The sequence below is a fragment of the Desulforamulus aeronauticus DSM 10349 genome, from assembly GCF_900142375.1.
In the GTDB taxonomy this organism is placed as follows: Bacteria; Bacillota; Desulfotomaculia; order Desulfotomaculales; family Desulfotomaculaceae; genus Desulfotomaculum; species Desulfotomaculum aeronauticum.
The window spans coordinates 119,468-134,127 of the sequence record NZ_FRAR01000009.1; the positions used below are offsets into that span (position 1 = coordinate 119,468).

Annotated in this window: 13 protein-coding genes; all 13 read left to right on the forward strand. The window is 46.5% G+C overall.

Features of this window, described 5'->3' with window-relative positions:
• The first annotated feature begins 87 nt into the window (after positions 1–87).
• On the forward strand, positions 88–1,554 hold the full coding sequence (locus BUA78_RS05965) for a UDP-N-acetylmuramoyl-L-alanyl-D-glutamate--2,6-diaminopimelate ligase (RefSeq protein ID WP_084082328.1): 1,467 nt from the start codon (positions 88–90) through the stop codon (positions 1,552–1,554).
• A gap of 78 nt (positions 1,555–1,632) precedes the next feature.
• Positions 1,633–3,000, forward strand: a complete 1,368-nt coding sequence (locus tag BUA78_RS05970) for a UDP-N-acetylmuramoyl-tripeptide--D-alanyl-D-alanine ligase (protein ID WP_072911897.1) — start codon at positions 1,633–1,635, stop codon at positions 2,998–3,000.
• Between the two features lie 14 nt (positions 3,001–3,014).
• Positions 3,015–4,016 (forward strand): phospho-N-acetylmuramoyl-pentapeptide-transferase, encoded by a 1,002-nt coding sequence (mraY, locus tag BUA78_RS05975; RefSeq protein ID WP_072911899.1) that lies wholly within the window; start codon positions 3,015–3,017, stop codon positions 4,014–4,016.
• 238 nt (positions 4,017–4,254) lie between these two features.
• On the forward strand, positions 4,255–5,616 hold the full coding sequence (gene murD / locus BUA78_RS05980) for a UDP-N-acetylmuramoyl-L-alanine--D-glutamate ligase (protein WP_072911902.1): 1,362 nt from the start codon (positions 4,255–4,257) through the stop codon (positions 5,614–5,616).
• A 38-nt stretch (positions 5,617–5,654) separates the two neighbouring features.
• Positions 5,655–6,758 carry a stage V sporulation protein E gene (gene spoVE, locus BUA78_RS05985; RefSeq protein ID WP_072911903.1) on the forward strand — a complete coding sequence of 368 codons (1,104 nt, stop codon included), beginning with the start codon at positions 5,655–5,657 and terminating at the stop codon, positions 6,756–6,758.
• 104 nt (positions 6,759–6,862) lie between these two features.
• Positions 6,863–7,978: an undecaprenyldiphospho-muramoylpentapeptide beta-N-acetylglucosaminyltransferase gene (gene murG / locus BUA78_RS05990; RefSeq protein WP_072911906.1), complete on the forward strand. Its 1,116-nt coding sequence runs from the start codon at positions 6,863–6,865 to the stop codon at positions 7,976–7,978.
• A 302-nt stretch (positions 7,979–8,280) separates the two neighbouring features.
• On the forward strand, positions 8,281–9,669 hold the full coding sequence (gene murC, locus BUA78_RS05995) for a UDP-N-acetylmuramate--L-alanine ligase (protein WP_175548978.1): 1,389 nt from the start codon (positions 8,281–8,283) through the stop codon (positions 9,667–9,669).
• 2 nt (positions 9,670–9,671) lie between these two features.
• Entirely contained in the window at positions 9,672–10,583 is a 912-nt protein-coding gene (gene murB / locus BUA78_RS06000; RefSeq protein ID WP_072911911.1) for a UDP-N-acetylmuramate dehydrogenase, read from the forward strand.
• Between the two features lie 14 nt (positions 10,584–10,597).
• Positions 10,598–11,851 carry a UDP-N-acetylglucosamine 1-carboxyvinyltransferase gene (gene murA, locus BUA78_RS06005; protein WP_072911912.1) on the forward strand — a complete coding sequence of 418 codons (1,254 nt, stop codon included), beginning with the start codon at positions 10,598–10,600 and terminating at the stop codon, positions 11,849–11,851.
• Between the two features lie 286 nt (positions 11,852–12,137).
• A complete protein-coding gene (locus BUA78_RS06010; RefSeq protein WP_072911915.1) occupies positions 12,138–12,875 on the forward strand; it encodes a cell division protein FtsQ/DivIB in 738 nt (245 codons plus the stop codon).
• Positions 12,876–12,886: 11 nt separating this feature from the next.
• The gene (locus BUA78_RS06015; protein ID WP_072911917.1) at positions 12,887–13,591 is read left to right on the forward strand and encodes a DUF881 domain-containing protein; all 705 of its coding nucleotides are present in this window, start codon (positions 12,887–12,889) and stop codon (positions 13,589–13,591) included.
• Between the two features lie 12 nt (positions 13,592–13,603).
• Positions 13,604–14,308 carry a DUF881 domain-containing protein gene (locus BUA78_RS06020; protein ID WP_072911920.1) on the forward strand — a complete coding sequence of 235 codons (705 nt, stop codon included), beginning with the start codon at positions 13,604–13,606 and terminating at the stop codon, positions 14,306–14,308.
• Positions 14,308–14,649: a small basic family protein gene (locus BUA78_RS06025; protein WP_072911922.1), complete on the forward strand. Its 342-nt coding sequence runs from the start codon at positions 14,308–14,310 to the stop codon at positions 14,647–14,649. Before BUA78_RS06020 ends, BUA78_RS06025 begins: the two co-directional genes overlap by 1 nt.
• Positions 14,650–14,660 lie beyond the last annotated feature (11 nt).

Here is a 14,660-nt window from a genome sequence, read left to right on the forward strand (position 1 = left end):
GGGCCAGGGTTTTTGTGGCAACCTGCTAAGCATAAATGATGGATAATTGGTAAGAATAGGAAATGTAATAAGTTTGGGGGGATTGTCTTGTTTCTTAAACAATTACTGGAGAAGATTGAGGTTTTATCTGTCTACGGTAATGTGGAAATGAATATAGAAGGCCTTTGTTACGACTCCAGACAGGCCCAAGCAGGGGATCTGTTTGTAGCTGTCAAGGGGTATCAAACGGATGGACATAAATATATTGATCAGGCATTGGCGGCAGGGGCCATTGCTGTGGTGCTGCAGGAGGAAGTTCCCGTAGCTCCAGGGGTTGTTGTAATTAAGGTATCCGATAGCAGAAAGGCGTTGGCTTTACTAGCGGATACCTTTTATGAATTTCCTTCCCAAAAAATGACGATGGTGGGGGTTACCGGCACCAATGGGAAAACGACTACCACCCATTTAATTGCAGCTATTTGGCGAAAGGCCGGTATTAAACCCGGTGTTATCGGTACTATTCATAATGTAGTGGGCGATAAGGTGTTGTCGGTTACCAATACCACCCCGGAATCCCTAGATTTACAAAAACTATTGGCTCAAATGGTTGATGAAGGGGTTGGTGGTGTGGCGATGGAAGTTTCGTCACATGCATTGGCTTTGAACCGGGTGAACGGAGTGGACTATCGAGTGGCGGTATTTACCAACCTGACCCAGGACCACTTAGATTTTCATGGCACCATGGAAGAGTATCTGGCAGCCAAAGCAACACTTTTTCAGACTGATATAGAATACGCTGTCATTAATATTGACGATCCGGCAGCTGTGAAACTAACCCAAGTAAGTCGAGGTAAAGTATATACTTATGGCATTGATCAACCGGCTGATGTTGTAGCCAAAGATATTGAGATTACTCCCCAGGGAGTTAGCTACACAGTTCAGGGACCTTGGGGTGAACATAAACTGGCATTAAAGCTCACCGGGCGCTTTAATGTCTATAACAGCTTGGCGGCCTATACTGCTGCTATGGCCATGGGTTATCCGGCCCAAACCGTTACGGCTGCTCTCAATCAGGTGCCTGGTGTAGCCGGTCGTTTTGAATTGGTAGATAAAGGCCAGGGATTCGCTGTGGTGGTGGACTATGCCCATACGCCGGATGGTTTAGAAAATATTCTCACTACCGCCCGCCAGATCACCAGTGGCAGATTAATCACGGTATTTGGTTGTGGTGGTGACCGGGACCGCACCAAGCGTCCCATCATGGGGGAAATTGCTGCCCGGTACAGTGATTTGTCTGTGGTTACCTCCGATAATCCGCGTACGGAAGATCCTGAGGCAATTCTTCAAGATGTGGTGCCGGGAGTGCAAAGGGTAGCTTCTCCTAAGGATTACCTAGTAATTGTGGACCGCCGCCAAGCCATTATGCGAGCCATTGAGATGGCTCAGGATGGTGATGTAGTGGTCATTGCCGGCAAAGGTCACGAGGACTATCAAATTATTGGCAAGACGAAATATCCCTTTGATGATCGATTGGTGGCTACCGAGGCGTTAGCTGCCAGAGGGTATCCGGGATAGCTGTCAGTCTTCAGTTTTTAGCCCTCAGCTTAAGAACAAAGATAGACATCTGGTAGCTAGGTGGGGAGGGACTTATAGATGCTTACTTGTACTATTAAAGAAATCATAACGGTAACTGAGGGAACTCTCTTGCAGGGAACCCCAGATGTTTTAGTAGATGGGGTTGCAACGGATAGCCGTAAAGTGAAGAGTGGAGATATTTTTGTAGCTTTACAGGGGCAGCAGGTGGATGGCCATGATTTTATCCAAAAAGCAGTGGAACTAGGAGCCGTTGCCTTGCTGGTAGCTCATCGGGTGGAGACTGTTCCGGCAACGGTTCCTGTTATCCAAGTGACCAATACGTTACAAGCGTTGCAAGAGTTGGCTGCTTACAATCGTCTACGAAAAGCTATTCCAGTAGTGGCCATAACCGGCAGTAACGGCAAAACCTCCACCAAAGATATGATCGCTGCTGTCTTACAAATCCGCTATCATACTCTTAAGACAGAGGCTAATTATAACAATGAACTGGGTTTGCCTTTAACTCTGTTAAATCTCCAACAGGAACATCAGGCTGCGGTGGTGGAAATGGGTATGCGTGGTTCCGGGGAGATCGATTTCCTGGCAGGACTGGCTAAACCTACCGGGGCAGTCATCACGACTATTGGTGAAGCCCATCTGGAGCGTTTGGGTTCGGTACACAATATTGCCCTGGCCAAGACAGAGGTGTTGGAGCACATTCGTGAAGAGGGGTTTGCTCTGTTGAATGGAGACAGCCCTTGGCTCCGAGAGCTGGCCACCCGCTGCCGGGGTAAAGTATGGTTTTACTCCTTGCAAGGCAATGCCGACATTGTAGCCCATAACATTAGGCCAGAGGAGGGCGGTGTACGGTATGAAGTCACCTACCCCGGCGGAGCAGGGGAAATTTACTTGCCTGTTCCAGGAAGTCATAATGTAATGAACAGCTTAGCAGCCATTGGTGTAGGTTTACAATTGGGATTAACTTTTGAGGAAATTACCCGGGGGCTGGCACAGGTAGCCCTTTCTCATATGAGACTGGAAATTCTCCAGTCTCATGGTATGACGATTATTAATGATACCTATAATGCCAGTCCCTCTTCTACCAAAGCGGCTATTGGCGTTTTGCAAGAAACCAACCGTGGCAGGAAAATTGCTGTATTGGGTAACATGTATGAATTGGGTGCGATGGAAGAAGTTGGTCACCGGGAGGTTGGAGAGGCAGCGGCTAGAGCCGGAGTGGATCACTTGATAGCTGTAGGTAACCTGGCCCAGTGGATCGCCGCGGGAGGCATTACCGGAGGACTTACCCAAGAACAGGTTCATCACTGTGAGGACAATTCCCAAGCAATCGCTGTACTTCGAACCATCATTAAATCCGGTGATACGATCCTGGTGAAGGGTTCCCGGGGCATGACAATGGAACAAATCGTAAAAGAATTAACGTAAAGGGGGAACCTAAGATGGATTATTCAGTGATTTGGTTAGCTGCAGGCATTAGTCTGCTGGTGACAGTCCTTTTGGGCCCCTTTACGATACCGTTGCTGCGGAGACTAAAATTTGGTCAAACGATACGGGCTGAGGGGCCTGCAGCACACATGGCTAAATCCGGAACCCCTACGATGGGTGGCATCATGTTTTTAATTGGGATAGCTGTGGCCGGGGGCATAGTATTGACGTCCGGAATTCAAGGTCGGGCGGAGGGGTTAGTTGTTTTGGCGGTAACATTAGGTTACGGTCTAATTGGCTTTATTGACGATTTTATTAAAGTAGTGTTAAAAAGGAATCTCGGTTTGAAGGCCCGGGAGAAAATACTGGGACAAGTGATTTTAGCCACGGTCTTAGCAGTGGTAGTTGTTTTTCAACTGGGGAGAGGTACGGATTATGTAATTCCCTTTTCCGGTTTCTTTGTCCATGGTGGGATCAGCTTTGATCTTGGTTGGTGGCCCTTTTTTGGGATTACCCTGATTGTACTCATGGCCAGCAGTAATGCCGTCAACTTAACGGATGGTTTAGACGGTTTAGCTGCAGGAGCAACGATTTTTACAGCGGCTGCCTTTGCCTTGTTGGCCTTAATCAGTGGCAAATTGGGTACTGCGGTAGTCATGGCTGCTGTTGCAGGCGGCTGTCTCGGTTTTCTGTTTTACAATCGGCATCCAGCCAAAGTGTTTATGGGTGATACCGGATCGTTAGCCCTAGGAGGGGCTTTAGGAGCTGCTGCGGTGGTAACTCGCAATGAATTACTGCTGATCGTGATCGGTGGCTTGTATGTACTGGAAACCCTTTCGGTAATTATCCAAGTCATTTCTTTTAAAACAACTGGCAAGCGAGTGTTTCGCATGAGTCCTTTGCACCATCATTTTGAACTGTCCGGTTGGTCGGAAACCCGGGTGGTGGTGACCTTTTGGCTATTGAGTTTTTTCTTTTCTGTACTGGGGTTGCTATCGATTGGCGGGTTGGGGTAGGAAGGGCCTTGGGGCGGTTCCAGGCCATAAGCCTTAGGCCTAAAAGATTTATTTTGAAGATCTATTAGATTTGAGAAGTTACTTTAGTTGCAATACTATATACCGAGAAGTTTTTTGAAAAAGCCTAAGGCCTATGGCTTACAGCCTAAGGCCAATATTTTCACAGGCCCTGGACTAAGTCTAAACAAGGCCGACGGTCGATGGCTGATGGCCGACAGCCAATAAAGGAGCATACCAAGTGAATTTAGAAAACAAACGCGTATTAGTTGTTGGAGCAGGTGTTAGTGGTCAAGCGGTGAGTGAATTTCTCCTCAGGAAAAAGGCTACGGTTACTTTAACTGACTCCCGTAGCAAGGAACAAATGGGAGCGTTGGCAGAGCAATTAGCTTCTCAAGGAGTCACCCTGTATTTAGGAGCTAGTCCTGTGGTTGACCAAGAGAATTATGATCTGGTGGTGGTGAGTCCTGGTGTACCTTTAACTGTGTCACCAGTGGTGCAGGCTAGGGAAAAGGGTGTGCCGGTGATTGGCGAGTTGGAGCTCAGTTACCATTTTACCAAATCGCCCATTGTGGCTATTACGGGTACCAATGGTAAAACAACAACCACCTCTTTAATCGGTCAAATGTTTCGGGATGCTGGGTACCAAACCCTGGTAGCTGGCAATATCGGGTTACCCCTTGTCAGTGAAGTGGAAAAATACACGGAAAAAGACGTGGTAGTGGCGGAAGTATCCAGTTTTCAGTTAGAAACTACGGAGCAGTTTAGACCGCGGGTAGCAGTGATCCTAAATATCACCCCGGATCACCTGGATCGCCACGGAACAATGGAAGAATACAGTAGGGCTAAGGCTCGTATTTTTGCTCACCAGCAGGCCGGGGATTGGCTTGTGTTAAACTACGATGATCCCATTACCCGTGATTTTGCACGAAAATGCCAAGATAGAGTCATATTTTTTAGTCGGCAGCATATCTTAGGACAAGGTAGTTTTATCCAAGAAGGGAAAATCATGGTTAACGGGATGCGTGGCAACTATGAAATTACCGCTGTAGCAAACTTGAAAATCCCTGGCGGCCACAACCTGGAAAATGCTTTGGCCGCCGCCGCCGTAGGCTATGCTATGGGACTGGCTCCGGCAGATATTGCCCAAACTCTGGTAAGTTTTATGGGAGTTGCTCATCGTTTGGAGTATATTGCCACTCTGAATGGAGTGGCATATGTTAACGATTCCAAAGGAACCAATCCAGATGCTGCTATGAAAGCTCTGGAAGCCTATGATGTTCCCATTGTTCTCATTGCCGGTGGAAAGAATAAAGGGGTGTCCTTTAACAACTTTGCCCAAAAGATCAGGGAAAAGGTTCGGGTACTGATTACGGTAGGCATACATGGCTACCAAATTGAAGAAGCTGCCCGGCAACAAGGCTTTACCAACATATTCCCCGCCGAGGACTATACTCAGGCGGTTACGTTGGCCTACCAACAGGCCAAACCCGGTGAAGTAGTGCTCCTCTCCCCAGCCTGTACCAGTTGGGATATGTTTAAAAACTTTGAAGAACGCGGGGAGCTGTTTAGGCAGTTGGTACTGGAACTGGGAAAAGAGTAAAGGCTTAAAGCCAATGGCCCAAAAGGAGGTAGAATCTATTGCGTCTCAAAAAACGTCCCCCGGATTTTGTACTGTTCCTGACAGTCCTCATGCTTTTATGCGTGGGCCTGGTAATGGTTTTTTCCGCCAGTCAATATGTTACAATGGTCCGGTACGGAGATAGTTTCTACTTCTTTAAAAGACAACTGCTCTGGGCTTTGCTTGGGCTGGGTGCGATGGTCTTTATGATGAATTTTAATTATAATAATTTAAAGCGTTGGATAGGACCCATTGTTGTTACAGGTTTTGTCTTACTAACCGTAGTGCTCATCCCTGGAGTGGGCACCGAAACAAATGGTTCTCAACGATGGATTGATTTAGGTTTTATGTCTTTTTCACCAGCGGAAATGGTAAAGCTGTGCTTAATTATGTTTGTGGCCTTTGGCTTAGCCAAAAAGGGTGAAAGAATACGAGACTTTAAGGAAGGTCTACTGCCTTATTTAGTGGTGATGGCCATTGCTGCGGGCCTTATTTTAAAGCAGCCCGATCTGGGAACCGCCATGGTTTTGTGTGGCACCATTTTTATTATGCTTTTTGCCGCGGGAGCACGATTATTTCATTTAGGAGCATTAGGCGGTGCCGGGGTTGTCATGGTGGGTTTGGCGATTGCCCTGGAACCCTATCGGATGAGCCGTTTTTTGGCCTTTTTGCATCCTGAGGCGGACCCCCAGGGGACCGGATATCACATTATCCAATCTTTATATGCCCTTGGTTCCGGTGGTCTATTTGGTATGGGATTAGGGCAAAGTAAACAAAAATTTCTCTATTTGCCGGAAAACCATACCGATTTTATTTTTGCCATCACCGGTGAAGAGTTAGGCTTTATTGGTGCATCTTTAATTGTTTTGCTCTTTATTATGTTTGTCTGGCGTGGACTAAAAATTGCCGTCACATCACCGGATCCCTTTGCCAGCTTGCTGGCCGCAGGGATTACCAGCGGGATCTCCCTGCAAGCATTAATGAATATGAGTGTTGTGACAGGTTCCATGCCGGTAACCGGAGTACCTTTACCCTTTATAAGTTATGGTGGTACCTCCCTACTCTTTACCCTGATAGGGATTGGTATTGTGTTAAATATTTCGCGGTTTACCAATCCAAGATAGCGAATCAGGCCGTATGATTACTCATGTAAGAACATACAGTAAACAAGAGGTATTCGTAGTCCTAGCGAAATTTGAACTTCGAACCTCAAGAAGAGGTGAATCAAGTGCGTGCCATAGTAACAGGTGGTGGAACCGGGGGCCACATTTATCCGGCCCTGGCCATTGCCAAAGGACTGCAAAGCCATTTTAGCCATACAGAAATTCTTTATGTTGGAACCAATCATGGTCTTGAGGCGGACATAGTCCCCAAGGCCAATTTGTCGTTTCAGGCCATTACTGTATCCGGGCTGGAAAGGAAACTTTCGCTGTCTAACCTAAAGGTTTTTTGGCAAGCCTGGCAAGGCTATCGTGAGGCAGCTCGGATTATCCAGAATTTTCGTCCCGATGTGGTGATAGGAACCGGGGGGTATGTTTGTGGGCCGGTGGTTTTAGCGGCCGCTCGTAGGGGCATTCCAACCTTGATCCACGAGCAAAATGCTCTGCCGGGTATTACCAATCGGATCTTATCCCGGGTGGCCAAAGGGGTTGCCGTTACCTTTGAAGACTCCGTGCAATACTTTTCCAATAGGGATAAAATTGCGGTTACAGGTTTGCCGGTGCGGCCAGAAATTACTGAGTCCCATCGCCGGGAAGCCTTAAAAGCCTTAGGGTTGGACGAAGAAAGGCTGACACTCTTGGTTTTTGGTGGCAGCCGGGGAGCCAGAAGAATCAATCAGGCGATGGTAGAAGTGATCCAGCATTATGGTAATCAACCGGCCATACAAATCATTCATGCCACCGGTCAGGCGGGTTACCAAGAGTTTCTTGATGCGGCTAAAGACCGGGGTATTGAATTGGATAAATATGTTAATATTATAATAAAACCTTATTTGTATAACATGCAAGAAGCTTTGGCTGCTGCGGATTTGGTTGTTAGTCGGGCCGGGGCTGCAACGTTAGCAGAACTCACGGTTTTAGGCTTACCCTCAATTTTAATACCGTACCCCTATGCAGCGGAAAATCACCAGGAGTTTAATGCCAAAGCTCTCGCTGACCGGGGGGCGGCGGTACTTATTAAAGACGCAGAATTAACCGGGGCTACACTAATAGCAGAGCTACAAAAGATTATTTCAAATGAGAACCGTTTAAGAAACATGTCTCTGGCCAGTGAAAAATTAGGACGGCCCGAGGCTCTTGATGATATTATAAAATGTGTGGAAAAAATCTTGCCACGGCAGTAGACTTGGTTAGTTTAAATTAGAAGAACCCTATTTTATTACTGTATAGGTTTCAGTTATAACAAACTGATTGCAAAGCTAAAAGCTAAGGGCAGAAGGCCCTAAAAGGGAGTGCGCAAAAAAGTAGTTTGGCGACACTCCCATCAAGACAACAAGTAAAGTTTTTTAAGTCGAAGCAGGACAAGCTACTTCGCTGTCGCCTAGCGGTCAGTAACACCTCTCAGGCGCCATGCATAGTATGACTTACAGAAACACTCTTGATAATCAGTGAGTTTCAAGAGGTAGTCCTGTTTCGGGAAGGAGTGATGCAAGTGCAGGGAGACCAAAAAGGGATTCATTTTGTTGGCATCGGTGGTGCCGGTATGAGTGGAATTGCTACCGTTCTGCTGGGTATGGAGGACTACCGGGTGTCAGGTTCAGATATTAAAACCTCGCCTGTGGTAGAAAGATTAGAGGCTTTGGGTGCGGTTTGTCACATCGGGCATAATGAGGCTAATATCAGCGACCAAACTGATGAAGTGGTTGTATCAACAGCCATTTCTTCCACTAATCCAGAGATTTTGGAGGCACAACGGCGAGGCTTGCCTCTGGTAAGAAGAGGGGAAATGCTGGCCCGGCTAATGCGTAGTAAGCGAGGCATTGCTGTGGCAGGTGCCCACGGTAAGACCACCACAACATCCATGACCGCCCTAGTTCTTGAAGGGAACGGATTGGATCCAACCATTCTTATTGGAGGTGACTTAAGCAATATTGGTGGCAATGCCAAAGTGGGTCAGGGAGAATTTCTAGTGGCGGAAGCGGATGAAAGTGACGGTTCATTTTTGTTGTTGAATCCCGAGATCGCTATCGTAACGAATATAGAAGATGACCACATGGATTATTATGGCTCTCAGGAAAATATTATCACGGCTTTTCGGGAGTTTTTGCATAAAGTGCCTGCCGAAGGGTTGGCTATTGTCTGCTTGGATGACCCAATTTTAAAACAAATGATACCTGGTTTGCCCTGTCAAGTGGTGACCTATGGTTCCCGGGATTCGGGAGCGGATTTCACCCTTCATTCTTACAGAGTGGAAAACGGCATCTCCCGGGGGGAAATATATTACCAAGGAGACAGACTGGGTGAACTGGAACTCTATGTGCCGGGAACTCATAATCTCCTTAATGCCATGGCAACTGTGGCCGTTGGGCAATATGTTGGTTTGCCATTTTCCGGGATAGCCAACGCGTTAAAAGAGTTTAGGGGTGCCAAGCGGCGTTTCCAGGCTATTGGAGAAATAGACGGCATTAAAATTGTGGATGACTATGCTCACCATCCTACCGAAATAAAAGCCACTCTACAGGCGGCCAGGTCCGCTCACAGAGGAAGAATTATAGTGGTTTTCCAACCTCACAGGTACACCCGTACGCGTCAATTGTATCGGGAATTTGCCGGGGCCTTTAACAACGCGGATTTATTAATTTTGACAGATATCTATGCAGCCAGTGAAACACCCCTTGAGGGTATCAATACGCAGTTGATTATTGATCATATACCCCACCGAGAGGGGCAGGAGGTACACTACCTGGCTACCTTACAGGATGCTGTGAATTTTTTGCAAAACCGTGTTCGAGAAGGGGATTTGGTACTGACCATGGGTGCTGGTGATGTTTGGACGTTGGGTGGGGAATTGCTCAAGAGACTGGAGGAAAAGTAACCATGAACTACACCTCACTGGCTGGCGAACTCCAGTCATTGGTGAAAGGGACTGTACTAGTCAAAGAGCCAATGAAGAAACATACTACTTGGCGAATTGGTGGTAATGCGGATCTTTTTATAAATCCTGCGGATAAAGAGGATGTTCGTCAAGCAGTGGAGTTTGCCAGAAATAATCAGATACCCCTTACTGTCATCGGTAATGGCTCGAATCTTTTAGTGAAGGATGGCGGTATTCGAGGTATGGTTCTTAAAGTGGGGCGAGGTTTGGCCGGCATTTCTTTGGAAGGTACTACTCTTAAGGCTGGCGCCGGGGCTTTGCTACCAGAGTTGGCAGCGGCGGCCCGGCAGGCTGGCGTCGGTGGTTTTGAATTTGCGGCCGGTATTCCAGGTTCCTTGGGCGGTGCCGTCCTGATGAATGCCGGAGCTATCAACGGTTGTGTGGCAGATGTGCTGGTTTCTGTTGTTGCTTTAGATGAAGAAAACCGGTTTATTATATTGCCAAAGGACGAATTGAATTTTTCCTACCGTTCCAGTATTTTGCAGGGAAAACCTATTGTTTGTTTGGAAACCATCTGGCAGGGCTTTCCCAAAAAAAGTGAAACCATCAAAGAAGAAACCCAGCAATACTTGAGCAAGAGAAAGGCTGCTCAACCCCAGGGATATCCCACTGCGGGCAGTGTTTTTAAGAATCCGGACGGAGATTACGCCGGGAGGCTTATTGAAGCCTGTGCTTGTAAAGGGCTGCGGGTGGGGGATGCAGAGGTATCCCAAAAACACGCTAACTGGATCGTCAATTTGGGTCAGGCTACGGCCCAGGATGTATTAACCCTAATCGAAAAAATAAAGAGGCAGGTGCAGGAGCGTTTTGGTACTACTCTGCACCTGGAAGTAAGAGTGTTAGGAGAAGATTAGGCGGAGGTGACAACATGGAAAAATTTGTCATTGTAGGTGGTAACCGCCTGAAAGGCAGTATTAAGGCCAATGGTTCTAAAAATGCATCCTTACCGATTCTCGCTGCAACTTTGCTTACTGGCGGTGTATGTACAGTGCATCAGGTACCCAGGTTAAGAGATGTTCTGGTGATGCAGGAATTACTCAATTACTTGGGAGCTAAAGTAACCTTTGAGGGGAACACCATGACAGTTGACTCTTCTCGAGTCCAACAGCAGGAAATATCCGAGGATCTCATGCGAAAAATGAGAGCATCGAATTTAGTCTTAGGCCCACTGCTGGGACGATTCGGTAGCGTGAAAATATCTCATCCCGGGGGCTGTAATATTGGCTCCCGCCCGATGAACCTTCATTTTAAGGGTTTAACTGCATTGGGAACAAAAATTACTGAAAGATTTGGTTATATTACAGCAGAAGCTAGTCAATTAACTGGATCAGTCATTCATTTTGATGTTCCCAGTGTGGGAGCAACGGAAAATTTAATGATGGCCGGTGTCCTGGCAGAAGGAATAACAACCATACGCAATGCAGCTAAAGAGCCGGAGATTGTTGATTTGCAGAATTTTCTTAATGCTATGGGCGCAAAAGTAGTGGGAGCAGGGACTGATGTGATTCGTATTGAAGGAGTGAAAGAATTAAATTCTGTTACCCATACTGTTATCCCAGATCGTATCGAGGCAGGAACTCATTTAATAGCCGGTGCGATTACCCAGGGGGATGTGACGGTAACCAATGTAATTCCTGAACACTTGGATCCCTTGATTTATAAGTTGAGAGAGGTTGGGGTACTGGTAGAGGTAGGAGATGATTGGGTGAGAGTCCAGGGGAGCGGTACCCTGAAGGCAGTGGATCTAAAGACGATGCCTTATCCCGGTTTCCCCACCGATATGCAATCTCAAATGATGGCCCTTCTCACCGTGGCCGAGGGAACCAGTGTAATCACGGAAACCATCTTTGAAAACCGATTTAAACATATCTCTGAATTCCGTAGAATGGGAGCAGACATTTATCTGGAAGGGCATACCGCAGTGGTGAAAGGGGTAGAACGCCTCACAGGAGCCTGTGTGGAGGCCACAGATTTAAGGGCTGGTGCAGCACTAATTCTGGCGGCCTTGGCTGCAGAAGATGGTACCGTGCTAAGCCAAATTGAGCATATTGACCGGGGGTATGAACGGATTGAAAAGAAATATAACTCCCTGGGGGCACGGATTATCAGAGTGAATAGCTAATTGTGCAACAGGCAAGCTCCCGTTTAGGATAAACTGGATTTCAAAGGGAGTGGCTATAAGCTTTAGATCCTGTAAGGTGAAATTCAGAAAATTTGTATCTGTAGGTGCCTGTACTAAGGTAGGGATCATTATACCTGCTCCAATCTGCCGGCGTGCACTATTTCAACAATTGCCAAGAGTCAGATGACTCTTTTTTTAGTATTATCTTGGACAAGTTATCATATCTTCGCTATAATATTGTCAAAATGTACTACAGACGGAAAATATTAGGCAAGGAGAGGGTGCTGTGTATCGACCGCGTACAGGGGCGCCGCGAAAAAAAAACCACTTAGTACAAAGTGTTTTTTTTATTTTGCTGGTAGCAGTGGCGGCCTATGTCACATTACAGTCACCGATATTTGAAATACGAGCCTTTGCAGTAACGGGTAGTCGTCAGCTAACCAAGGAAGAACTTGTAAAATTCTCCGGTCTAAATAATGGAGAAAATCTTTTTAAAGTTAATCTTTCCGAAGCAGAAGAGAAACTTAGTCTGGTCCCACTGATCAAAAAAGCTACACTGCAGCGTGTGTTGCCCGATAAGATAGTGATCAATGTGGTAGAACGAAAGGCTGTAGCATTGATTCCCTGGCAAAATAGTTTTATTAAAGTGGATTCCGACGGGGTATACTTGCAAAAGGGTCAAATTGCCTCTGCTTTACCGATTATTACCGGACTGGAGTTAAAGGTAAATGGACCTGGCAAAATAATAGAGTCAGAAAATTTACCAATGGCTCTCAATGCCCTATCACAACTTCCTCGTTCACTTACTATGAAACTGTCTGAGATGAATATTAATGAAGCGGGCCAGATTTATCTTTACACCATTGACGGAGTCCAGGCACGGATGGGCTTGCCCAAGGAACTTCCTTATAAAGCTAGCGTTTTTCAACAGGTATTAAGTAGCCTAAAGCAACCTGGGGATAAAATAGAGTATGTAGATTTATCCAATCCAAGGGTGCCTGTAGTGAAATACACCAGGCAATAGGAGGTTAGCCAGTGAAACTGAAAGAATATCAATGGGGTATTATTCTGGTTGGCCTGGTTTTGGGACTTATGTTGGCTATGCAATATCGTTCCTCCAAGGAAATTAACGAGACACCCCCAGTGGCCAGGGTTCAAACCCTGGTGAATGAAATTAATCAAAAACGTGAAGAGAGAAATCAACTACAAAAGAAAGTAAACCAGCTGCGGGAAAAGCTCGATAAAAAGGCCAATGGACAGTCAAACACCACGCGGGAAGAGTTAGAGGCCCTACGGATCATTGCCGGAAGTAAAGCTGTCAGCGGTACAGGGGTAGAAGTATCTCTAAATGATAGCAATGTTGCCCTACCCGCCGGACAAGATCCTAATTTATACGTTTTGCACGATGAGGATGTTCTACGTGTCTTAAATGAATTAAAGGCAGCTGGAGCAGAGGCCATTGCCTTAAATGGTGTGCGCCTAATTGCCACCAGTGAAATTCGTTGCATTGGTCCCACCATTCTCACGAATAAAAACAAGAGATTACCAGCCCCCTTTATCATTACTGCCATCGGCAATCCGGAAACATTGGAGAACTCTCTTTACATGAAGGGTGGGGTGGTAGAACAATTAAAGATTTGGGGAATTCAGGTTCAAGTTCGCAAGAAAAATAATTTAGAAGTGCCGCAATACACTGGGCCAACTACCTTTGAGTACGCACAGGCGCCGGAGGCAGAATAAGGCGGGAGATAAATGAATAAAACGTTATATGTTTCCATTACGTTAGTTTCATTGGTAATGGGCTTGATGATGGCTCTCCAATTTCGTACTGCCGGAAGAGTGGACTCCGGCGTACCCTACGACCGTGTACAGCTTCTTACGACGGAATTAAAACAATTGGAAAAGGAATATGCCAATCTCTTGATTGAGGCCAGCGATCTTGAGGAGAAGGTGGCAAAGGCAGAAAAAGGCCGTCCCGAAGCATCTCAAGCAGTGTTTGATGAACTGGTTAAGGTTCGCCAGTTGGCAGGAATGACCAAACTGGAAGGACCCGGTGTAGAAGTTAACTTGGCTCCCATTAGGCGGGAACCTGAGCAAGGTGATAACTTATTTACCGTAAGGGATGAAGACTTATTAAGGGTGGTAAACGAGTTGAGGGCTTCTGGGGCTGAAGCATTGGCCATTAACGGACAAAGAATTATTTCCACGAGTGAAATCAGATTAGCAGGCTCCTTTATCGATATCAACTTGACCCGAATTTCTCCCCCCTATTCAGTATTGGCCATTGGTTCTGCGGATCAACTGGAAAGTGGTTTGTTAATCAAGGGGGGCTTGGTGGATACCATGCGAGATTGGGGAGTATCCGTCACCGTCACCAAGAAACCGTCTCTAGTGATTCCTGCTTATAATCACCGGATTCATCTGGAATACGCCAAACCACTTAAGGAGGCACAATAATGTGGATCGGAGTTTTATTAGCTCTGTTGGGGTTAGCTCTAGGAGCATTGGTTGGGCTTAACGTTCCCCTGGTACTACCACAGGCCTATGCCCAATATCTTGGCTTAGGAGTACTGGCGGCATTAGATTCCGTTTTTGGTGGTATTCGTGCTGCGATGGAGAACCATTACGATAATCACATTTTTATTACCGGTTTTTTTAGCAATATTTTGCTGGCTGCCGGTTTAGCCTACATTGGTACAAAACTGGGTGTCCCCTTAAGTACAGCCGCTGTGGTGGCCTTTGGAGTGCGTTTATTTCAGAATCTTGCGATCATACGACGTCATTTATTAAAAAAATAAGTATTTGTAAA

Coding starts and splice junctions, on each gene's coding strand:
- BUA78_RS06025 (WP_072911922.1), top strand. CDS start 14,308: ATGTGGATCGGAGTTTTATTAGCTCTGTTGGGGTTAGCTCTAGGAGCA.
- BUA78_RS06020 (WP_072911920.1), top strand. CDS start 13,604: ATGAATAAAACGTTATATGTTTCCATTACGTTAGTTTCATTGGTAATG.
- mraY (WP_072911899.1), top strand. CDS start 3,015: ATGGATTATTCAGTGATTTGGTTAGCTGCAGGCATTAGTCTGCTGGTG.
- murA (WP_072911912.1), top strand. CDS start 10,598: ATGGAAAAATTTGTCATTGTAGGTGGTAACCGCCTGAAAGGCAGTATT.
- murC (WP_175548978.1), top strand. CDS start 8,281: ATGCAAGTGCAGGGAGACCAAAAAGGGATTCATTTTGTTGGCATCGGT.
- murB (WP_072911911.1), top strand. CDS start 9,672: ATGAACTACACCTCACTGGCTGGCGAACTCCAGTCATTGGTGAAAGGG.
- BUA78_RS05970 (WP_072911897.1), top strand. CDS start 1,633: ATGCTTACTTGTACTATTAAAGAAATCATAACGGTAACTGAGGGAACT.